This window comes from Cellulomonas sp. ICMP 17802 (assembly GCF_041295535.1).
Lineage (GTDB): Bacteria > Actinomycetota > Actinomycetes > Actinomycetales > Cellulomonadaceae > Cellulomonas.
The window spans coordinates 70477-90525 of the sequence record NZ_JBGFQZ010000003.1 but is presented as its reverse complement, the minus strand read 5'-3'; the positions used below and the strand labels follow the sequence as shown (position 1 = coordinate 90525).

General features: G+C 72.9%; 22 protein-coding genes. 10 read left to right on the top strand and 12 right to left on the bottom strand.

The features are described 5' to 3' along the window. Positions 1-152: 152 nt before the first annotated feature. From AB5970_RS05620 to AB5970_RS05595, 6 genes are read left to right on the top strand one after another with little or no spacing between them, the layout of a single operon-like run. The gene (locus AB5970_RS05620) at positions 153-698 is read left to right on the top strand and encodes a ferritin (RefSeq protein ID WP_370502932.1); all 546 of its coding nucleotides are present in this window, start codon (positions 153-155) and stop codon (positions 696-698) included. 11 nt (positions 699-709) lie between these two features. Beyond that, positions 710-1222, top strand: a complete 513-nt coding sequence (locus AB5970_RS05615; protein ID WP_370502931.1) for a DoxX family protein — start codon at positions 710-712, stop codon at positions 1220-1222. Between the two features lie 51 nt (positions 1223-1273). Next, a complete protein-coding gene (gene aroA, locus AB5970_RS05610; RefSeq protein ID WP_370502930.1) occupies positions 1274-2557 on the top strand; it encodes a 3-phosphoshikimate 1-carboxyvinyltransferase in 1284 nt (427 codons plus the stop codon). Then, complete coding sequence (gene rsgA / locus AB5970_RS05605) at positions 2557-3633, top strand: ribosome small subunit-dependent GTPase A (protein ID WP_370502929.1); 1077 nt, start codon at positions 2557-2559, stop codon at positions 3631-3633. The genes aroA and rsgA overlap by 1 nt, the downstream gene beginning before the upstream one ends. Before the next feature lie 31 nt (positions 3634-3664). Next, positions 3665-4468 carry a histidinol-phosphatase gene (hisN, locus tag AB5970_RS05600; RefSeq protein ID WP_370502928.1) on the top strand — a complete coding sequence of 268 codons (804 nt, stop codon included), beginning with the start codon at positions 3665-3667 and terminating at the stop codon, positions 4466-4468. Then, a complete protein-coding gene (locus AB5970_RS05595) occupies positions 4465-5211 on the top strand; it encodes a class I SAM-dependent methyltransferase (RefSeq protein ID WP_370502927.1) in 747 nt (248 codons plus the stop codon). The genes hisN and AB5970_RS05595 overlap by 4 nt, the downstream gene beginning before the upstream one ends. Here AB5970_RS05595 and AB5970_RS05590 read toward each other — a convergent pair. From AB5970_RS05590 to AB5970_RS05565, 6 genes are all read right to left on the bottom strand, one after another. Beyond that, the gene (locus tag AB5970_RS05590; RefSeq protein ID WP_370502926.1) at positions 5208-5435 is read right to left on the bottom strand and encodes an HAD hydrolase-like protein; all 228 of its coding nucleotides are present in this window, start codon (positions 5433-5435) and stop codon (positions 5208-5210) included. The genes AB5970_RS05595 and AB5970_RS05590 overlap by 4 nt on opposite strands. Positions 5436-5495: 60 nt before the next feature. Beyond that, complete coding sequence (locus AB5970_RS05585; protein WP_370502925.1) at positions 5496-6980, bottom strand: P-loop ATPase, Sll1717 family; 1485 nt, start codon at positions 6978-6980, stop codon at positions 5496-5498. A gap of 165 nt (positions 6981-7145) precedes the next feature. Next, positions 7146-7895: an HAD family hydrolase gene (locus AB5970_RS05580; RefSeq protein WP_370502924.1), complete on the bottom strand. Its 750-nt coding sequence runs from the start codon at positions 7893-7895 to the stop codon at positions 7146-7148. Beyond that, complete coding sequence (gene gltX, locus AB5970_RS05575) at positions 7895-9382, bottom strand: glutamate--tRNA ligase (protein ID WP_370502923.1); 1488 nt, start codon at positions 9380-9382, stop codon at positions 7895-7897. The genes AB5970_RS05580 and gltX overlap by 1 nt, the downstream gene beginning before the upstream one ends. Before the next feature lie 10 nt (positions 9383-9392). Further along, positions 9393-10178 (bottom strand): fumarylacetoacetate hydrolase family protein, encoded by a 786-nt coding sequence (locus tag AB5970_RS05570; protein WP_370502922.1) that lies wholly within the window; start codon positions 10176-10178, stop codon positions 9393-9395. Positions 10179-10192: 14 nt separating this feature from the next. Beyond that, a complete protein-coding gene (locus tag AB5970_RS05565) occupies positions 10193-11014 on the bottom strand; it encodes a methyltransferase domain-containing protein (RefSeq protein WP_370502921.1) in 822 nt (273 codons plus the stop codon). 92 nt (positions 11015-11106) lie between these two features. Here AB5970_RS05565 and AB5970_RS05560 point away from each other — a divergent pair, with 92 nt between their 5' ends. Continuing rightward, positions 11107-12147, top strand: a complete 1041-nt coding sequence (locus tag AB5970_RS05560; RefSeq protein ID WP_370502920.1) for a DUF418 domain-containing protein — start codon at positions 11107-11109, stop codon at positions 12145-12147. Here AB5970_RS05560 and AB5970_RS05555 read toward each other — a convergent pair. The 3 genes from AB5970_RS05555 to AB5970_RS05545 all read right to left on the bottom strand — a co-directional run bounded on the left by AB5970_RS05555 (position 12128) and on the right by AB5970_RS05545 (position 14507). Further along, positions 12128-13495 (bottom strand): hypothetical protein, encoded by a 1368-nt coding sequence (locus AB5970_RS05555; protein ID WP_370502919.1) that lies wholly within the window; start codon positions 13493-13495, stop codon positions 12128-12130. The genes AB5970_RS05560 and AB5970_RS05555 overlap by 20 nt on opposite strands. After that, on the bottom strand, positions 13485-14039 hold the full coding sequence (locus AB5970_RS05550; RefSeq protein ID WP_370502918.1) for an RNA polymerase sigma factor: 555 nt from the start codon (positions 14037-14039) through the stop codon (positions 13485-13487). The genes AB5970_RS05555 and AB5970_RS05550 overlap by 11 nt, the downstream gene beginning before the upstream one ends. A gap of 81 nt (positions 14040-14120) precedes the next feature. Then, positions 14121-14507 carry a DUF1304 domain-containing protein gene (locus AB5970_RS05545; protein ID WP_370502917.1) on the bottom strand — a complete coding sequence of 129 codons (387 nt, stop codon included), beginning with the start codon at positions 14505-14507 and terminating at the stop codon, positions 14121-14123. A 34-nt stretch (positions 14508-14541) separates the two neighbouring features. Between AB5970_RS05545 and AB5970_RS05540 the strand changes: the two genes are divergently transcribed. Continuing rightward, complete coding sequence (locus tag AB5970_RS05540; protein WP_370502916.1) at positions 14542-15411, top strand: 3-methyladenine DNA glycosylase; 870 nt, start codon at positions 14542-14544, stop codon at positions 15409-15411. Positions 15412-15420: 9 nt separating this feature from the next. Here the strand turns inward: AB5970_RS05540 and AB5970_RS05535 are convergent, their stop codons facing one another. Together AB5970_RS05535 and AB5970_RS05530 are read right to left on the bottom strand one after the other, a co-directional pair. Then, on the bottom strand, positions 15421-16629 hold the full coding sequence (locus AB5970_RS05535; RefSeq protein ID WP_370502915.1) for a TM2 domain-containing protein: 1209 nt from the start codon (positions 16627-16629) through the stop codon (positions 15421-15423). 121 nt (positions 16630-16750) lie between these two features. Beyond that, positions 16751-17362: an AMIN-like domain-containing (lipo)protein gene (locus AB5970_RS05530; protein WP_370502914.1), complete on the bottom strand. Its 612-nt coding sequence runs from the start codon at positions 17360-17362 to the stop codon at positions 16751-16753. Between the two features lie 67 nt (positions 17363-17429). On the opposite strand from AB5970_RS05530, the gene AB5970_RS05525 reads away from it, so the two are divergent. Both AB5970_RS05525 and AB5970_RS05520 read left to right on the top strand, forming a co-directional pair. Beyond that, positions 17430-18095 carry a response regulator transcription factor gene (locus tag AB5970_RS05525; protein WP_370502913.1) on the top strand — a complete coding sequence of 222 codons (666 nt, stop codon included), beginning with the start codon at positions 17430-17432 and terminating at the stop codon, positions 18093-18095. Further along, complete coding sequence (locus tag AB5970_RS05520; RefSeq protein ID WP_370502912.1) at positions 18092-19333, top strand: sensor histidine kinase; 1242 nt, start codon at positions 18092-18094, stop codon at positions 19331-19333. Before AB5970_RS05525 ends, AB5970_RS05520 begins: the two co-directional genes overlap by 4 nt. On the opposite strand, the gene AB5970_RS05515 is transcribed toward AB5970_RS05520, so the two are convergent. Then, the gene (locus AB5970_RS05515) at positions 19305-20030 is read right to left on the bottom strand and encodes an FAD:protein FMN transferase (RefSeq protein WP_370502911.1); all 726 of its coding nucleotides are present in this window, start codon (positions 20028-20030) and stop codon (positions 19305-19307) included. The genes AB5970_RS05520 and AB5970_RS05515 overlap by 29 nt on opposite strands. Between the last annotated feature and the right edge of the window lie 19 nt (positions 20031-20049).

Genomic DNA, 20049 nt, shown 5'->3' with positions numbered 1-20049 from the left:
AGGGTGTCCACGGGGACGCCGAGCGCCCATCCGGTCCCGGAGGGCGTCGTGGGTCGCGTCTCGGTGGCGCAGCTCATGGTGGGCACAACGGCACGGGAGCGCGAGCCATTCCCACTCGTGCCAACCCCGGGGTCGCGCACTAGGTTGGCGGCATGACCAGCAGCACCGACGAGTCCACCTTCCTGCGCCTCCTGCGCGAGCAGATCGGTCACGAGTTCGACGCCCACCAGCAGTACGTGGCCATCGCCGTGTGGTTCGACGGTCAGGACCTGCCCCAGCTGGCGCGGCACTACTACCGGCAGGCGCTCGAGGAGCGCAACCACGCGCTGATGATCGTGCGGTACCTGCTGGACCGGGACCTCAAGGTCGAGATCCCGGCGGGCGGCGCCGTGCGCAACGACTTCACCGAGGTGACCGAGCCCATCGGCCTCGCCCTGCGCCAGGAGAAGCAGGTGACGTCGCAGATCGAGGCGATCTTCGCGGCGGCGCGCGCCGAGGGCGACGCCCTGGGCGAGCAGTTCCTGCTCTGGTTCCTCAAGGAGCAGGTGGAAGAGGTCGCGTCGGCGACCACCCTGCTCACCGTCGCCACGCGAGCCGGCGACAACCTGTTCGACCTCGAGAACTATGTCGCCCGGGAGCAGATCGGTGACGGCGGCGAGTCCGCCGACGCACCGGCCGCTGCCGGCGGCGCCCTGTAGGAGGAGCTGCCGTGCTGCTGCGCCGTCTCGCGCGTCCCCTGTTCGCGTCGTGGTTCGTCACCGAGGGGCTCGACGTCGTCCGTCATCCCGCGGCCCACACGGCCGACGCCCGCGGGGCGCTGACCACGCTGCGCTCGCGGCTGCCGGAGAACGTCCGCCAGGGCCCGGCGGGCGAGGCCCTCGGCTACGAGATCAGCGACCGGCAGCTGACGACGATCGTGCAGGCGCACGGCGTCGCCCTCGCCGGGGCGGGCATCCTGCTCGCCGTCGGCAAGGCGCCGCGCACGGCCGCCCTTGCGCTCGCGGCCCTCACCGCCCCGCTGATCCTGGTGAACCTGCCCCTCAAGCGCGTCAAGGGCGAGGACCCGGCCCTGCGGCGGGCCCGGCGCGACCGGTTCGTGCGCGCCCTGGCCTTCACGGGGGGCGCGCTCATCGCGGGAGTCGACCTCGAGGGCCGGCCCGGGATCACCTGGCGCGTGCAGAAGGCTCGCAGCGAGCACGCGGCGGCGAAGGCGTCCGACTGAGCCTCTGAGACGGTCGCAGTGCTCGTCGGCACCCCCACTAACCTGGGTGCCATGGACCTGTGGACCGCGCCGCTCGCCGGTGGACCGCTCGACGCGCTCGTCGAGGTGCCCGGCTCCAAGTCGCTGACCAACCGGTACCTGGTCCTGGCGGCCCTGGCCGACTCCCCCGGGCGGCTGCGCGGCGCGCTGCGCTCGCGCGACACCCGACTGATGGCCGCCGCGCTGACCAGCCTGGGCGCGCGGGTCGACGACGAAGGCGCCGACTGGGTGGTGACCCCGGGCCCGGTGCTCGGGTCCACCACAGTGCACTGCGGGCTGGCGGGGACCGTCATGCGGTTCCTGCCGGCGGTCGCCGCGCTGGCGGACGGGCCCGTCCGGTTCGACGGCGACGAGTCCGCGCTCGCCCGGCCGATGGGACCGGTGCTCACGGCACTGCGCATGCTGGGGGTGCGCATCGAGGAGCACGGAGAGCCCGGGCGCCTGCCCTTCACGGTGCACGGCCGCGGCGCGGTGGCCGGCGGGCAGGTCGACGTGGACGCCTCCGCGTCGAGCCAGTTCGTCTCCGGCCTGCTGCTCGCCGCCGCGCGGTTCGAGCGCGGGCTGACCCTGCGGCACACCGGGCGGACGCTGCCCAGCCTGCCGCACATCGAGATGACGGTGGCGCTGCTGCGCGAGGCCGGCGTGGACGTCGACGACTCGCGCCCGGCCATCTGGCAGGTGGCGCCCGGTGCGGTCGCCGGCCGGGACGTGCGCGTCGAGCCCGACCTGTCCAACGCGGCACCGTTCCTCTGCGCCGCGTTGGTGGCGGGCGGCACCGTGCGCGTGCCGGGCTGGCCCACGGCCACCACGCAGCCGGGCGGGCTGCTGCCCGGCATCCTCGAGCGCATGGGCGCCACCACCGGCCTGGACGGCGACGTGCTCAGCGTCTCCGGGACCGGCGCGATCCACGGCGTCGACCTCGACCTGCACGCGGCCGGCGAGATCGCGCCGACCATCGCCGCGCTGGCCGCGCTGGCCGACTCCCCCACGCGGCTGCGCGGCATCGCCCACCTGCGCGGGCACGAGACCGACCGGCTCGCGGCCCTCGCCGCGGAGATCACCCGGCTGGGCGGGCAGGCCGAGCAGACGTCGGACGGGCTGGTCATCACGCCGCGCCCCCTGACCGGCGGTGCGTGGCACACGTACGAGGACCACCGGATGGCCACGGCAGGCGCCCTGGTCGGCCTGCGGGTGCCGGGCGTGCAGGTGGAGGACGTGGCGACCACCGCGAAGACCCTCCCCGACTTCGTGGGGCTCTGGGGCGGCATGCTGACCGGTTCGGCCGTGCTGGCCTGATGGGGACCCGGCGCTACGACGAGCGGGACGTCCGCATCCGTCCCGGTCGCGGCTCGCGCCCGCGGACCAAGCAGCGCCCCGAGCACGCCGACGCGGAGGTCGCCCTGGTGACGGCCGTGGACCGCGGCCGGTACTCGATCCTGGTCGACCCCGACGGGCCCGACGAGCGCGTCGCGATCGCCATGAAGGCCCGCGAGCTGGGCCGCGACCGCGTGGTGCCCGGCGACCGCGTGGACATCGTCGGCGACACGTCGGGCGACGAGGGATCCCTGTCCCGGATCGTGCGGATCGGCGAGCGCCGCACCGTGCTGCGGCGGACCGCCGACGACACGGACCCGGTCGAGCGGATCATCGTCGCGAACGCCGACCAGCTGGTGATCGTCACGGCGCTGGCCGATCCCGAGCCGCGGACGCGCATGATCGACCGCTGCGTGGCGGCGGCCTACGACGCGCGCATGGACGCGCTGCTGGCCCTGACCAAGGCGGACCTGGCGGACCCGGCCGAGCTGGTGGGCATGTACGCGCCGATCGGCGTGGAGGTCGTGGTCACCAGCGCCGAGAAGTCGACGGGCGGCCGGATCATCCACGGGCTCGACGACGTGCGCGCCGCGCTCGAGGGCAAGACGTCGGTGCTGGTCGGGCACTCGGGCGTCGGCAAGTCGACGCTGGTGAACGCCCTGGTCCCGGGCACGTACCGCGCGGTGGGCGTGGTCAACGACGTGACCGGCCGCGGCCGCCACACGTCGAGCTCCGCGGTGGCGCTGCGGGTGCCGGGGACGAGCAGCCCCACCTGGGTCATCGACACCCCGGGCGTGCGGTCGTTCGGGCTCGCGCACGTGGACCCGCAGCACCTGCTGGGCGCGTTCGCGGACCTCGCCGAGGTGGCCGAGGAGTGCCCGCGCGGGTGCACGCACGCCGACGACGCCCCCGACTGCGCCCTGGACGAGTGGGTCGAGGCCTCCCCCGACGAGAGCACCCGGGCGGCGCGGGCGGCCCGCATCGAGTCGTTCCGCCGCCTGCTGGCCAGCCGCCTGGGCACCGGCGAACCGGACAACCGGGAGCCCGCGCGTCCCTGACGTGCGGGTTCGACGCACTACCGTGTCGGGCATGAGCCTGCGCCCCGGGTACGACGACGACCTGCGCCTCGCCCACGTGATCGCGGACCAGGTCGACTCCCTGACCATGTCCCGGTTCAAGGCCCAGGACCTGCGGGTGGAGACGAAGCCCGACCTCACGCCGGTGTCCGACGCCGACAAGACCGCCGAGGAGATCGTCCGCGGTCAGCTGTCCCGGGCGCGGCCGCGCGACGCGGTGCACGGCGAGGAGATGGGCGACACCGGCCACGGGCCGCGCCGCTGGGTGATCGACCCGATCGACGGCACCAAGAACTTCGTCCGCGGCGTGCCCGTGTGGGCCACCCTGATCGGCCTGCTCGACGGCGACCAGGTGGTGGTCGGCCTGGTCAGCGCCCCCGCGCTCGGCCGGCGCTGGTGGGCCGCGCAGGGGTCCGGGGCGTGGACCGGCAAGTCGCTGGCGGCCGCGAGCCAGCTGCACGTGTCCGGCGTCGACCGGCTCGAGGACGCCTCGCTGTCCTACTCGTCGCTGGGCGGCTGGGAGGAGCGCGGGCAGCTCGACGCGTTCCTCGGCCTGACCCGCCGGACCTGGCGCACCCGCGCGTACGGCGACTTCTGGTCGCACGTGCTCGTCGCGGAGGGCGCGGTGGACCTCTCGGCCGAGCCCGAGCTCGCGCTGCACGACATGGCCGCGCTGGTGCCCATCGTCACCGAGGCCGGCGGCATGTTCACGTCGATCCGCGGCGTGCCCGGGCCGTTCGGCGGCTCCGCGCTCGTGTCGAACGGCCTGCTGCACCGGGCGGCGCTCGAGCTGCTGGACCCGCTGCCCGAGCCGTGAGCACCGACGACCGCGCCGCACGCGCCGCATCGTTCGAGGGCGGCGCGTCCGTCTACCGGGCCACCCGGCCCAGCTACCCCGACGACGCGGTCGGCTGGTCCGTGCCGGCGGGGGCGCGCGACGTGCTCGACCTCGCGGCCGGCACGGGCAAGCTGACCGAGCGGCTGGTCGCGCGCGGCCTGCGGGTCGTGGCCGTGGAGCCGTCGGACGCCATGCGGGCGGAGCTGACCGCCGGCCTCCCGGACGTCGAGGCGCGCCCGGGCACCGCGGAGCACCTGGACCTGCCCGACGGCTGCGTGGACGCGGTGACGATCGCGCAGGCGTGGCACTGGGTGGACCCGCCCGCGGCCGCCGCGGAGGTCGCCCGGGTCCTGCGGCCCGGCGGGCAGCTCGCCGTGCTGTGGAACATCCGCGACGAGACCACCGACTGGGTGGCCCGCTGGACCGAGATCGTGCACCGCGGCGATTCCTTGGGCCGGACCCTCGACTACGGCGAGCCGCGGCTCGGCGACCGCTTCACGGCCCCGGAGCACGCCACGTTCCACTGGACGGACCGCCTGCGCGCCGCCGACCTGCGGGTCCTCGCCGCCAGCCGCAGCCACCTGATCCTGCTGCCGCCCGACGAGCGGGAGACCCTGCTGGACGCCGTCGACGAGCTCGTCGCCACGCACCCGGACCTGCGCGGCCGCGAGTGGGTCGACGTGCCGTACCGCACCGAGTGCTACCGGGCGCGCCTGCGCTAGAGGCCGAGCACGGCCGGGAGCTCGTCCAGCGACCGCACGACCAGGACGTCCGCCGCGGCGATCTCGTCGTCGCCGATCGGGATCCGGCGTCCACCGGGACGGTCGAGCCAGACGCCCACGAGGCCCGCGGCGCGCGCGGCAGCGGCGTCGACGTCGAGCTCGTCGCCCACGTACGCGGTGCGCGCCGGGTTGATGCCCAGCCGGCTGCAGGCCTCCGCGAACACCCGGGGGTCGGGCCTGCCGAAGCCGTCCTAACGACGGTCCGACCCGGGACCGGCGTGGCTTTAGCTCTTTGGAACGGCAAACGCCTTGCCCTGAGTGATCGACAAGCCCCCACGGTAGAGCGGTGGGACCTTGTAGGTCGAACCGACCCTTTCAAGAAACCCGAGATCAGCGAGACGCTTAGTCTCTTCGACGGCATTATCGCCCAGGAGATCGCGAAGAGACGTCTCGTTATGCTCGGACTTGCCTCCCTCGAAGCTTCGAATCAACTCGGCGCTGTCTCCCGCCTCTGCAATCAACGTGTCTTCGACGCGCTCTCGACTCAACTCAACGAGCGCCAGTTTTAGGGCTTCGCCCGTTATGAGCGGCTCGCCGGGTTGGTGAGTGCGCGGATTGCGCACCTCTCGACGTTTCTGGGCATCTATCGCCTTTGCGACGAGGTCAACGAGGTTGCGGGGCGACTTAACGTCGTTTCCATCACGAATCCGAGTGAGCATCCAATTCCACGTTGTCGGCCGCTTTTCACCTTGATCAACCTTGATCGGGAAGACCGCCGAGAAGACTTCTGAGTCGGTGGCATCTTCAAGGCCAGCGAGGACGAGAAACTCCTTGGACTCGCGTAGCCGCCTTACGAGCAAGGCGTGCAGGTCATCATCGTCCCAGGTCAAAGGGATCTTGCGAGCATTGATGTGCGTCAGGTTGACAAAGCCGTTCGCGATGATTCTGCGGAACAAGTCGTTCCGGACGAACAGTTTGATGTCAATACGAGCCAGGCTCTGCATGTCGAGGTAGCAGCGAAACAGCGCCCGGAGTGCCGGGTACTCGACGTCGGGTCTCGCCTGAAACGCCTCGTCAAGTCGGTCGAGGACCATCCAGATCTCGAAGTCAGTCTCGATGAGGCAACGATCGAGGAGTCCCAGAGCATCGTCGTGGCGAAGGAACGCTTGCTGGGCGATATCGGCCGCTCTTGGTTCTGCAAACGAGACTTTCGTCGTTGAAATCGGAATACCGTCTGGAGTGAATGTGAGCGTCGATTCCAGATCTTTCGGGTTGAGGAACTTCTCCAGCAATCGTGAGAACACGTTCTTTGCCTCGGGTGCCGCGACCCGAAGTCCCGCCTCGACGAGCACCCTATCTAGTTCCGCGAGACTACCCGGCCTGGTATTGCCGTATTCTTCGAGAAGCCAATTTCCACCAAGTATGAAGAAATAGGTCTTCCAAACTCGGATATATTCCGCCTCGTCGAGAAGTGCCGCATCGGTCAGTCGCTGGAAGATGGGTGTTCCTGCAGGGTTGAATGCTGCGAGCACCGTTACTGACCCGAGCTCCGGGTAAGACTCGTATCGTTCAGCAAGAATGCGGTACAGGGCAGACTTTCCGGTGCCCTTATCTCCGGCGACCGTGTCACCACCGTTAGTGATGAGCCGCCTGAAGGTGTCCGTCTCGATGAAGTAGTTCGCGAGGGCCGTATCGTGCTCCGCAACGGGCGAGCCCAATGAGATCTTGCCCAGCACATCGGCGACAGACCGCCCTTCGAGTTCTGACATGCGGCCATGATGACGCATCTGGCGAGGCTTCGGCCCAAGTTCACGCGCGAGTCTCGATCCGATGAGCTCCTGCGGTTCGTCGCAGGGGCGGAAGACCCGATCATGCCCCGGCACGGACGAGCGCAGGCTCCCCCGGGCATCGGACCGTTCGTGTCAGGAATGGGCTTAAGTTGCGAGATCGATTCCCAGAGCCTCCGGCACTTTCGAAAGCGAATCGATCCTGAGGACGCCCGCGTCGTGTGCTGACCCTATTTCGATCGCCGATATGGCACGCCGTCGACCATCGGGTCGATCGAGCCACACGCCAATCAATCCGGCGCCGACCGCGCCCACCGCATCGACGTCCAGTTCGTCGCCTACGTACGCGGTTCTCTCGGGCTCTGTGCCGAGCCGGCGACAGGCCTCGAGAAAGGTCTGAGGATGAGGCTTGCCGAAGCCGAGCGTGTCGACGCCGACCAGCATCGGCACGCGGTCCAGCAGCGCCGCGTGCTCGAGCTTGCGGGTCTGGTAGGCCACCGAGGCGTTGGACAGCGCACCGACCGCCAGACCCGCGTCGAGCAGCCGGTCGACCACCGCGTCCACGTCCGGGTGGGCGAACCACGCTCCCGAGAACTCCGCCTCGAACGTCCGGTCCCACCGCGCGAACCCGTCGTCGTCCAGCGCCGGGCCGCCGAACCGCTCGTGCAGCTCGTTCGCCCGGGCCATGCGCTGCTCGGTGTAGCCCACGTCGCCTCGCGTGTACGCCGCGTAGTGGCCGCCGACGTCCGCGCGCCAGACCGTCACCAGCTCGTCGTGCCGCTCCGCGGGCAGGTCGGGCAACCAGCGCCGGGCCACCCCGGACAGCGCGTGGACGAAGGCGCCGCGCGTGTCGACGAGCGTGTCGTCGATGTCGAAGAGGACCCCGTCGACCCGCATCAGAGCGTGGCGCGCAGGGCGGCGATCCGCGCGAGCGTGGACTCCTTGCCCAGGATCTCCATCGACTCGAACAGCGGCGGGGACACGCGGCGACCGGACAGCGCGACGCGCAGCGGGGTGAACGCGAACCGGGGCTTGATGCCCAGGCCGTCCACCAGCGCCGCCTGCAGGGCCTCCTGCGTGGTGGCCGTGGTGAACTCGGTGAGTCCGCCGAGCGCGGCCGCGGCGGCGTCGAGGACCGACCCGGCCTCCTCGCGCAGCGCGCCGCGCGCGTCGTCGGCGATTTCCAGCGCGTCGTCGCCGACGAACAAGAAGCCGAGCATGCCCTCGGCCTCGCCCAGCAGCGTGATGCGCTCCTGGATCAGGGGCGCCCCCGCGTAGAGCAGCGCCTGGTGGGCCGGCGAGAGGTCCGCGTAGGAGTCGGTGGGCACCAGGCCGGCGCGGTGCAGGTACGGCACCAGGCGGTCGCGGAAGTCGTCCGGCGCGAGCAGCCGCACGTGCGCCGAGTTGATCGCCTCGGCCTTCTTCACGTCGAAGCGCGCCGGGTTGGGGTTGACGTCCGCCGCGTCGAAGGCCGCCGTCATCTCCGCCATCGAGAAGATGTCGCGGTCCGGGCCGATCGACCAGCCGAGCAGGGCCAGGTAGTTGAGCAGGCCCTCGGGCGTGAAGCCGCGGTCGCGGTGCAGGAAGAGGTTGGACTCGGGGTCGCGCTTGGACAGCTTCTTGTTGCCCTCGCCCAGCACGGACGGCAGGTGCCCGAACACGGGCTCACCCGTGCCGACGCCGATCGCCAGCAGGGCCCGGTACAGCGCGATCTGGCGCGGGGTCGACGACAGCAGGTCCTCGCCGCGCAGCACGTGCGTGATGCCCATGAGGGCGTCGTCGACCGGGTTGACCAGCGTGTACAGGGGCTGACCGTTGGCGCGCACGATGACGAAGTCCGGCACCGAGCCCGCCTTGAACGTCACCTCGCCGCGCACCAGGTCGGTGAAGCCGAGGTCCTCGTCCGGCATCCGCAGGCGCAGCACGGGCTCGCGGCCCTCGGCGCGGAACGCCGCCCGCTGCTCGTCGGTGAGGTCGCGGTCGGCCCCGTCGTAGCCCAGCTTCGGGTCCCGACCGGCCGCGAGGTGGCGGGCCTCGATCTCCTCGGGCGTGGAGAACGACTCGTACGCGTGCCCACCCTCGAGCAGGCGCCGGGCGACGTCCGCGTACAGGTCCATCCGCTGCGACTGCCGGTAGGGCTCGTGCGGGCCGCCCACCTCGACGCCCTCGTCCCAGTCCAGGCCGAGCCAGCGCAGCGCGTCGAGCAGCTGGAGGTAACTCTCCTGCGAGTCGCGCGCGGCGTCCGTGTCCTCGATGCGGAAGACGAACGTGCCGCCCGTGTGGCGCGCGTACGCCCAGTTGAACAGCGCCGTGCGGATCAGGCCGACGTGCGGCGTCCCGGTGGGCGAGGGGCAGAAGCGGACACGCACGGCGGAGGAAGTCACGGGCTCCAGGTTAGTGGCGGCGCAGCACCGGGTTGCGCAGGGTGCCGATCTCCTCGACCTCGACCTCGACGATGTCCCGGTCCACGATCGGGCTCACGCCCGCGGGCGTCCCGGTGAGGATGAGGTCGCCGGGCAGCAGCGTGAACACCTCGGACACGTAGGCCACGAGGAACGCGGCGTCGAAGATCATCTGGGACGTGCGGCCGTCCTGCCTGGTCTCGCCGTTGACGCGGGCGCGCACGTACAGGTCGTCGACGTCCAGGCCGGGCACGATCCAGGGGCCGATCGGGCACGAGCCGTCGAACCCCTTGGCGCGGGTCCACTGCAGGTCCGCCCGCTGGACGTCGCGCGCGGTGACGTCGTTGGCCACCGTGTAGCCGAAGACGTGGTCGAGCGCGCGGTCGGGCGTGACGTCCTTGGTGACCTTGCCGATGACGATGGCCAGCTCGGCCTCGTGCTCGACGTGCTCGGTCCAGTCGGGCAGGACGATCGGGTCGTCCGGGCCGATGATCGACGTGTTCGGCTTGAGGAAGAGCAGCGGCGCCGAGGGGACCTCGTTGCCCAGCTCCGCGGCGTGCTCGGCGTAGTTGCGCCCGACGCCGATGATCTTGGAGCGCGGGATCACGGGGGCGAGCAGACGCACCGAGTCGTCGTCGAGCCGGATCTGCTCCCCCGTCGGCTGCACCGGCGTGTAGAGCGGGTCACCCGTGATGACCACGAGCTCCTCGGAGCCGGGGGCTCCGTCGACCAGGGCGTAGCGGGGGTCTCCCCCGGTGGTGAACCTCGCGATGCGCACCCCGGAAGCCTATGTCAGGCGCGGGCGAGCACCTCGCCGTGCAGCACCGCGAACCACCCGTCGGGCTGCGTGCCCCACTCGCGCCAGGCGTCGGCCAGCAGCTCGAGGCCGACCTCGTCGGCGAGCCCGTGCGCGATGGCCTGGGCGGCGAAGTTCGACGCGACGGAGCGGTCCGCCCACAGCCCGGCCCACCACGTGCGGTCCTCGGGCGTGGCGTAGCACCAGACGCCCGCGCTGGGCACGATGCCGGCGGGGTCGAAGCCGGCCTCGCGCACCCACGAGAGCAGCTTGCGGCCCGCGTTCGCGTCGGCCTCGTTGGCCTGCGTGACCTCGTGGTAGAGCTCGCGCCACTCGTCCAGGCCGTTCGACGGCGGGAACCACGTCATCCCGGAGTAGTCGGCGTCGCGCACCGCGACGATCCCGCCTGGCTTGGTCACGCGGCGCATCTCGCGGAGGGCGGTGACGGGGTCGGTGAGGTGCTGGAGCACCTGGTGGGCGTGCACCACGTCGAAGGCGTCGTCGGGGAACGGCAGCTCGTACGCGTCGGCCACCTGGAACGTCACGTTGTCGGCGCCGGCGTCCGCGGCGGCCTTCTGCGCGATCTCGACCACGGCCGCCGACGTGTCCACGCCGACCACCTCGCCGGGCTCCAGGCGCGCCGCGAGGTCGATGGTCACCGACCCCGGGCCGCAGCCCACGTCGAGCAGGCGGGTGCCCGGGACGAGGGCGGGTAGCAGGTACGCGGCGGAGTTCTCGGCCGTGCGCCACCGGTGCGAGCGCAGCACCGACTCGTGGTGCCCGTGGGTGTACACGTCGGGGTGCGTCGGAGAGTTCACATCGAACTGTAAGCATCCGACGGGGTAGAAGTTCAAGAATCGGGACGAACCGTTTCGACATGCGAGATTCCGCGGATCGCTAGCATCCGAGCATGCGCCGCATCGTGGGGATCGACGTCGCCCGAGGGCTCGCCGTGCTCGGGATGATGACCGCGCACGTGGGTCCCGACGACCCCTACGGCCTCTCCGAGCTGGCCGACGGCCGGCCGGCCTCGTTGTTCGTCGTGCTGGCGGGACTGTCCCTCGGGCTGCTCTCCGGCGGCGCGACGCCCGTGACCGGGACGCGGCTGGTCCAGGCGCGGGTCCGGATCCTGGTGCGGGCGCTGCTGCTCTTCGCGATCGGCGAGCTGCTGGTCCTGCTGGGCACGCCGGTCGCCGTCATCCTGCCCACGTACGGGCTGCTGTTCGCGCTCGGGTGCCTCGCGCTGCGGTGGTCGCGGCCCGCCCTGCTCACCGCCGCCGGGGTGGTCGCGGTGGTCGGCCCGCCCCTCGGGCAGATGATCGCCGCCGAGCTGGACGGCCGGCCGGACACGACGCTCGTCGCCCTGGCGACCGGGCACTTCTACCCGGCGATCGTCTGGCTCGCGTACCTGCTGCTGGGCCTCGCGGTGGGCCGCAGCGACCTGCGCGACCGGTCGCTGCGCCTCGTCGGGGTGCTGGTCGGCGTCGGCCTGGTGGTCCTCGGGCACGGCGGGTCCTGGGTCGCGCTGCACGTCTTCCGCTGGCCGATCGGCCTGGCGACGAGCGCGCCGCACTCGTCCACGACGTTCGAGGTCGTCGGCAACGTCGGCGTGGCGCTGCTCGTGATCGCCGCGTCGCTCGCGGTCGCCGAGCGCTGGCCGCGCGTCCTCGCGCCGCTGGCCGCCGTCGGGTCGCTCGCCCTCACCGCCTACACCGTGCACGTCGTCGTCATCGCGGCGCTGGGACAGACCGTCGTCTACGACCCGAGCGTCGAGGTCTGGCTCGCGTTCCTGCTCACGACGGTCGCCCTGTGCTGGCTCTGGGCCACCGCCGTCGGGCGCGGGCCGTTCGAGTGGCTGCTGCACCGGGTGTCGACGAAGGCGGCCGACGTGGCGCCGGACGAGCTGCCCGCCGCCCCCGAGCCCTCCCCGGCTACGCGCACTCCCAGATGACCGAGAGGGCGCTCTGCCTGAGCGCGAGAAGCCATTCCCCCGGTGCGCCCTCGATCGCGTACAACGAGCGAGCCGCGAGGAACGAGGCGTCCGTGGCGAACGGATAGCCCGCCGCGGCGCCGGTCACCATCTCGCCGCCGTCCGCCGGGTAGGTCCACGAGTGCTCCTCCTGCCAGTCGCGGACCGTCCGGGCGATCGGGTTGCCGCCGTCGACCGGCACGTACACCGGGCGACCCTCGGCGGTCGCTCCGGCGACCTGCCACTGCGCGGCGACGTGTCCGGCCTCGCGGGCGAGGATGGCGCCACCGTTGCACGCGTTCGAACCCGGCGAGACGGCGAGCTCGAAGTCATACGGGGCCGGCTGGGGGGCAAACCCGCCGTTCCACCGGATCGTCGTGACGTCGCCGCCCGGCAGGTCGTCGGCCCGGAGCATCACCGAGCTCCCGAAGGGCATCGCGACGGCGTACCGGAAGCTCGCGAGCTCCGGTCCATAGGACTCGAACTCCTCGGCCACGACCGCTTGCGCACCCATCGAGCGGACCGTTCGCTCGCTGCCGAAGGCCGAGCCGACGAGCTGGGCCCCGTCTCCGTAGAGCTGCGACGGGAACGACGGGCTCCCCACTGTCCTCGTCGTGGTGAGGACGTACCCGCCGCCGAGGTCCACGGCGCGCGGGATCGTGGCGGTGTCGTAGAAGGTCGCCTCGTCGCGCACGACCCCCGGTGCCCGCATCCACGTGTCGTCGTCCGCACAGGGATCATGCGTCCGTGCGCTCGGGCAGGCGATCAGTCGGGCGCCCGCGGCATCGATCTCGTAGAGCCCGGACACGGGCGTTCCCCCGTAGGTCGGGGCTTCCACCGTGATGTAGATCGACGCGTCCCCCCGCGTACCGACGAGGAACGCCTGCGCTCCGTAGGCCGTCTCGGCGATCAGCGTCGGCTCGACCTCGGGAGCGCGGACGGGCGTCTGCCACACCTCGCCGGTCCGGGGGTGCTCGAGCCGGGCCAGGACCGTCGCGTCGTCGATCGACTCGGCGCGGGCCGGCGGCCCGGTCGGGGTCGGGGTGGAGCTCGGGGTCGGGGTCGGCGTCGGCGTGGGCGTCGGGGTCACGCTCGGCGTCACCACGGGCGCCACGGGGTCGGGAGCCCGGTCGACGGAGCCGAGCCAGACGCCCACGCCCACCGCGGCCACGGCCGCGACGCCCGCGAACGACTCCGCGGTCCGGCGGGCGAGCCGGCGGCGGCGGGCGGCGGACCGGACCAGGTCCAGGCGGCCGCCCGGCAGGGCCGGGGACGCACCCTCGATCTCGTCGGCCGCCCGGGCCAGCAGGGCGTGCAGCTCATCGCTCACGGCGCACCTCCGTCGGGGTCAGGTTGCGCACGGAGATCCGCTCGACGGGGGCGGCCGTGCTGCCGAGCTCGGCGTTCAGGCGCGCGAGCCCGTCGGACGTGTAGCGCTTGACCGCGCCCTCGGACAGGCCGAGGGCGGCGGCGGTCTCGACGACGGAGAGGTCCTCCATCTGCCGCAGCACGACGCAGGCGCGCTCCCGCGGGCTCAGGCCGGCGAGGGCGCGGACCACGTCCGCACCGGGCAGCCGGTCCTCGTGCACCACGCCGTCGGGAGTCTGAGCCGCCGCGCGCGCCAGGAGCCGGGCCTCGCGCGTCTTGCGCCGCCCGGCGTCGATCGCCCGGGACGCGATCGCGCGCCGCACGTACGCCTCCGCCTGCTCGACGGACCCGAACCGGGCGCGTCCGGAGAACGCCGCGATCAACGACTCCTGCACGAGGTCCTGGGCGTCCGACGGCGACGCGGACACGAGTGTCGCGTGCGCCACCAGACGGCCGTACCGCTCACGGGCGACCTGCTCCAGCAGGTCCTCCCACCGTCTGCTCACGCACCACGCTCCCTGTTCGCGACTCCTGCACCCATAACGCCTTTCGACGCTGACGGCGTTGGGGTTGAGGTCGCGGGGAGGTCAGGACACGAGCGCGACCACCGCGAAGACCACGGCGAGCAGGGGGAAGGTGCCCTGGGTCGCGGCGGCCCGGGCCATGCTGCGGTTCGTCGCGACGAGCACGAGGGCGGCGGCGAGCATCGACCCGCAGGCCAGCAGGACGAGGGCCAGGCCGACGGTCTCCTGGCCCGCGAGCGCCAGGACCACCCCGACGATCGCGCCGATGGCCAGGAACAGGTTGTAGAAGCCCTGGTTGTACGCCCACGGCTTCACGGCGGGGACGTCCTGCGTGCGCGTCTGGAAGCGCGCGTGCACGTCGGGTCGCTCGAAGAGGATCGACTCGTACGCGAAGAACAGGACGTGCAGGAGGGCGGCGAGGACGGCGACGACGGACGCGAGGATGACCACGAGGGCAGTCTGGCAGGCCGCCTACCCTTGACGCGTGACCGTGACCGCTCCAGCCGTGCTCGACGCCGCGACGTGGACGTCGCTCGCGGCCGCGCACGCCGAGCGTGCCGACGCCTTCACCGCCGACCGCCGCGAGCGCCGGTCCCGCCACCAGACGCACGCGATCGAGGACTTCCTGTTCGAGTACTACCCCGTGTCGCCCGCGGCGCTGCGTCGGTGGCACCCCGGGGTCAGCGTCGGGCTCGAGGCCCCTGCACCGCACGAGGGCCGGCGCTGGTACCGGGTGGTCGGCGACACCGTCGGCCTGGACGTCGCGGCGTTCGTCACCGACCGGGGCGACACGGTGCGGTTCGTGCACGGGCTCCTGGGCGCCACCCTCGGGCGCCCGGCCTTCACGGGCTGCTTCGGCCTGCACGAGTGGGCCATGGTCTACCGCGAGGGCGCCGACGAGCACCGGCACCCGCTCCCCCTGCGCCTCGGACCCGACGGCACCGACGCCGTCGTCGAGTCCCATCGGATCCGCTGCTCGCACTTCGACGCGTACCGGTTCTTCACGCCGCAGGCCGTGGACCGCAACACGCTGCGGCCCACGCGCGAGTCGATGACCGCGATGGAGCAGCCCGGCTGCCTGCACGCCGGCATGGACGTCTACAAGTGGGCCACCAAGCTGGGCCCCGCGGTGCCCGGCGAGCTGCTGCTGGACTGCTTCGAGCTCGCCCGCGACATCCGCACGCTCGACATGCAGGCGTCGCCGTACGACGTCACGACGTACGGCCTCGATCCCGTGGCCATCGAGACGCCCGAGGGCAAGGCCGAGTACGTCGCGCGGCAGCGCGGCTTCGCCGAGCGCGGCAACCTGCTGCGCTCCCGGCTCGTCGACGTGTGCGAGGCCGTGCTGGCCTGAGCGCCCGCCTCAGCCCACCACCATCGTCCAGTTGCCGTTCGCCTTGATGTCGATCACCGACGGGCCCGAGCTCAGCGGCACGGTCCCCGCATACGGCCCGATCTCGTTGACCAGCAGCCCGTACTCGAACGCGTCCCCCGTGTCCTCGCTGACGACGATGTTGCCGTCGCCGTCGTGGGTGACGCTCAGGGCGCCGGGCGGTCCGTCGTAGAGGAACACCGCGTCGCCCGCGCCCACCGGGACCAGCGGCGGCGCCGTCGACACCGGGGCGATGGTCAGGGACCAGTTGCCGTCCGCGGTGACCTGCAGCATCACCGGCTCGGCCAGGCCGTGCCCGAACAGCGTCGTGCCGGCGTAGGGACCGATCGCGTTGACCAGCAGCTCGCCGGTCGGCTCGTTCGCGGCGTCCAGCACCGCGATGGCGAAGTTCGCCGAGCCGTCGTGGGTGGCGGTGACCACCCCGACCACCGCACCCGCGGGGAGGCTCACGAGGTCGTCCCCCGCACCCGTCTGGGTCTCCGCGGCGAAGGTGCCGAACGTCTCGTCGGCCCACGACTGCACCGTGACCACGGGCTCCGTGGGCTCCTCGGTCACGACCGTGTCCGGCACCGTGACGTCCTCGGTCTCCACCACGTCCGGCGCGTCGACCGTGGGCGCCCCGCCGAGGTCGTCGACGACCCGCCCTGCCGCGGCGCCGTTGATCCCGCCGATGACGGCCGAGATCGCGAACACGACGCCGGTGACGACCCAGGCCATCTTCTTGTACTGCTCGTACCCCGCGAGCGGGCGACCGATCTTGTCCTTCTGCGCTCCCGCCAGCACCAGGATGAGGTCGACCAGCACCCAGATCCCGCAGCCGCCGAGCGTGACCAGCTTCAGCACGCCGGTGCCCACCTTGCCGAGGTAGAAGCGGTCGACCCCGAACACCCCGAGGAACCACGCGAACAGCCAGGTGGCGATGAACGACTTGTCGGACTCCCCCGGGACCGGCGCCGCGGGGTAGGCCTGCTGGGGTGCCCCGTACGCCGGGACGGGTGGGCCGTAGGGCGGGGGCGGCGGGACGCCGTAGGGCGCGGTGGGCGGAGGCCCGTAGTCCGGCGGCGGCGGAGGCGGCGGTGGTGGCGGCGGAGGTGGCGGCGGTGGTGGCGGCGGGGCTTCCGGGACCGGAGTCGGCTGCGCGGCCGGATCGTCGTCGGGCGTGGTCGGGTCGGTCGGCATGAGGGCCCCCTGCGTGCACCGGGCCGGCAGGCGGACTCCTCCGAGCAACCGCGGCCCCCTCGGCCCCCGGACCTGTCACCGTATCGGCTGCGGCTGCGGCGGTGACAGGGCGTGCACCCGCTCAGGAGTCGTGCCGGACGTCGAGCACCACCCGCACGGGATCGGTCAGCGCGAACACCCGGAACGGGTGGCCCGCCGTGTCGACGCCGACGAACGCGAGCTCCTGACCCTCGAACTGGCCGCGGACGGCGACCTCGCGCAGCACCGGGTAGTCCGGGGTGAGGATCGGGTTGGTGCCGCTCCACTCCGGGATGCCGGTGTCGGCGGGCAGCCCGATGCCGAGGAGGGTGACCTGGAGCGTGCCGTCGCCGGCGATGTCGAGCACGGTGTCGGCGGGGTCGTCGGTGGCCACGTCGACGTACCGGACCATCCAGCCCGGCGTGCCGGTCCCGTCGAACCGGAAGACGACGCGGTCGTAGCCGTCGTGCTCGCCCGTGGTCACGTCGGTCACGGTCAGGGCGGCGCCCGCGGAGGCCGGCTGCTCGTCGGCGGCGACGTCCGCCGGGAAGGGCACCGGCGCGTCCGGCTCGGCCGACGTCGCGGACGGGCTCGGCGCGGGGCTCGTCGTCGGCGCGCTCGTCGTCGGTGCGGGTTCGTCGGGCGCCGGGGAGCCGCACGAGCCGAGCAGCAGGATCGTGGCGACGGCGAGCACCGCCGCGCGGCGAGCAGACATCGCGCCTCCTCACGGACCGGGTAGGTCCACCGTACGATGCGAGGACGCGACGACCTGGGAGAACGCGATGGCGGACCCCGCGCAGCTGCTCCTCGTCGAGGACGACAAGCAGCTCGCCTCCATGCTCGAGCAGATCCTCGTGGGCGAGGGCTACGAGGTCGACGTCGCGCGGGACGGGCAGCGCGGGCTGCACCTCGGCCTGACGCGTCGGTACGACGTGATCGTCCTGGACCGGGGGCTGCCGGCGATCGAGGGCCTCGACCTGCTCGGGCGCCTGCGGTCCAAGGGGGTGGTCACGCCCGCCCTGGTGCTCTCGGCGCTCGGCAACCCGGCCGACCGCGTGGCCGGCCTCGACGCCGGCGCCGAGGACTACATGAGCAAGCCGTTCGACGTCGACGAGCTCGCCGCGCGCCTGAGGGCCCTGCGCCGGCGCGCGCACGACCACGTGGGCGCGCTGCACGTGCCGGGCGGCACGCTCGACGTCGCGACGCGCCAGGTCACGCTCGCCGCCGGGGACCCGGTGGACCTCTCGGAGCGCGAGTGCGCGCTGCTCGAGCTGCTGGCGCGGCACCCGCGCCAGGTGTTCAGCCGCGCCGAGATCCTCGAGCGCGTGTTCACCGAGGCCGAGGACGAGGGCGTGGTCGACACCTACGTCTACTACCTGCGACGCAAGGTCGGCCGGTCGACGGTCGCCACTGTGCGCGGCGCCGGGTACCGCCTGGGTGCCGGATGACCGACCCCGGCACCGGCGCCGAGCGCGAGCTCCTGCGCAGCACGGCCCGCCGGCTGGGTCTGCAGACCGCCTTGCTGGTCCTCGGGTGCCTGCTGGTCGTGGGCGCGGCGGTGCTCTTCGTGGTCGTCCGAGGGCAGGCCGAGTCGGCGCGGCTTCGGCTCGAGGGCGCCGTGCACTCGATCGACGACGCGCACGACGCCCCGCCCGGGATGTGGGTGGCGGTGTCGTCGCCGCGCGGCCTGTCCGTCACCGACGAGCTGCCGGACAGCCTGCCCGACGTCGAGCTCATGCAGCAGGTGGCGCAGAGCGGCCAGGACGTCTGGACCACGGCGGCGACCGACGTCGGCACGGTCCGCGTGCTCACGGGCGGCCACGACGGCACCGTCGTGCAGGCGGCGCTCGACCCGACGGAGAGCCGGGAGGAGCTGCGGCGGCTGATGGCCGCGCTGCTGCTCGCCGGTGCGCTCGGGGTCGTCCTGGCGGGGCTCGGCGCCGTGTGGCTGGCGCGCCGTGCGGTGCAGCCGATGGTCACCGCCCTGAGCCTGCAGCGCCGGTTCGTCGCCGACGCGAGCCACGAGCTGCGGACGCCGCTGACCCTGCTCGCCACCCGCGCGCAGCTGCTGGACCGGCACATGACCGCCGACTGGGGCAGCGCCACCCCCGACCGCGTGCAGCACGACGTCGACGGCCTGCTCGCCGACGCCGCCGCCCTGACGGCCGTGCTGGACGACATGCTGCTGGCGGCGGACGCGCGCTCGGTGGACGCGGAGCCGGTGGACGCGGCCGGGCTGGCCCGCGAGGTGGTCGACGCGGCGCGGGCCACGGCGGCGGAGCGGGGTGTCGCGATCGAGCGGCAGGGGGCCGATCGCGCGGTCGCGCTGGCCTCCCCGGTGTCCGTGCGGCGGGCGGTCACCGCCCTCGTCGACAACGCGATCGACCACGCCCGCGCACGCGTGGAGGTGGACGTGACGACGCGCGACACCCGCGTGCTCGTCCAGGTCCGCGACGACGGCCCCGGGATGCCGCCCGAGAGCGCGGAGCTGTTCCAGCGCTTCGCGTCCCACCGGGACGACGGGAACGGCGACGGGGACGGCGACGGCCCCCGCAGGCACTACGGCATCGGGCTCGCGCTCGTCGCCGAGGTGGCCGCGCAGCACGGCGGCACGGTGACCGCCACGGCGCGCGAGGACGGCCTGCCCGGCGCCGCGATCACGCTGGAGCTGCCTGCAGCCCCGTGAGCACCTCGCCGTCCGTGCGCACGGCGACGACCGCCGCGGCGCCGTGCTCGGCGGCCCACGCGATCCCGTCGGGCCCGAGGGCCAGGACGCACGTGGCCAGCACGTCGGCGGTGGTCAGGTCGGCGGCCACGACGGTCGCCGCGAGCAGCCCCACGGCCGCCTCGCCCGTGCGGCCGTCCCAGACGTGCTCCCCGCGCTCGTAGGTGCCCGACGTCGCGACCGCGCCGTCCCGCACCTCGAGCACCGTGAGGAACGACTGCGGGTCGGCGGGCTCGCGCACGCCGACGTTCCAGCCGCGGCCGGGCTCCGGCTCGCCGCGGACCACGACGTCGCCGCCGGCGTTCAGGCAGAACGTGGTCAGGCCGGCCGCGACCAGCGTGTCCGCGGCGCGCTGCGCCGCCCACCCCTTGACCACGCCGTCGGTGTCGAGCGAACCGTCCGGCCGGCGCACCGAGAACGCGCCGCCCGAGAGAGACGCGTAGCGGTCCGCGATGTCGAGCACCTCCCGCAGGTCGGCGCTCGGCTCGGCGCACTCCCCGCGGTCGAAGCGGCTCACCTCGCTGTCGGGGCGGAACCGGCTGAACCGCCGGTCGGCCTCGTGCATCTGGTCGAACGCGGCACGGACGGCCCGCTGCGCGTCGGCCTGCGCGTCCTCGTCGCCGTCGCACCGCACGTCGACGGACATCGGTACGCCCATCACCAGCTCCAGGTGGCGC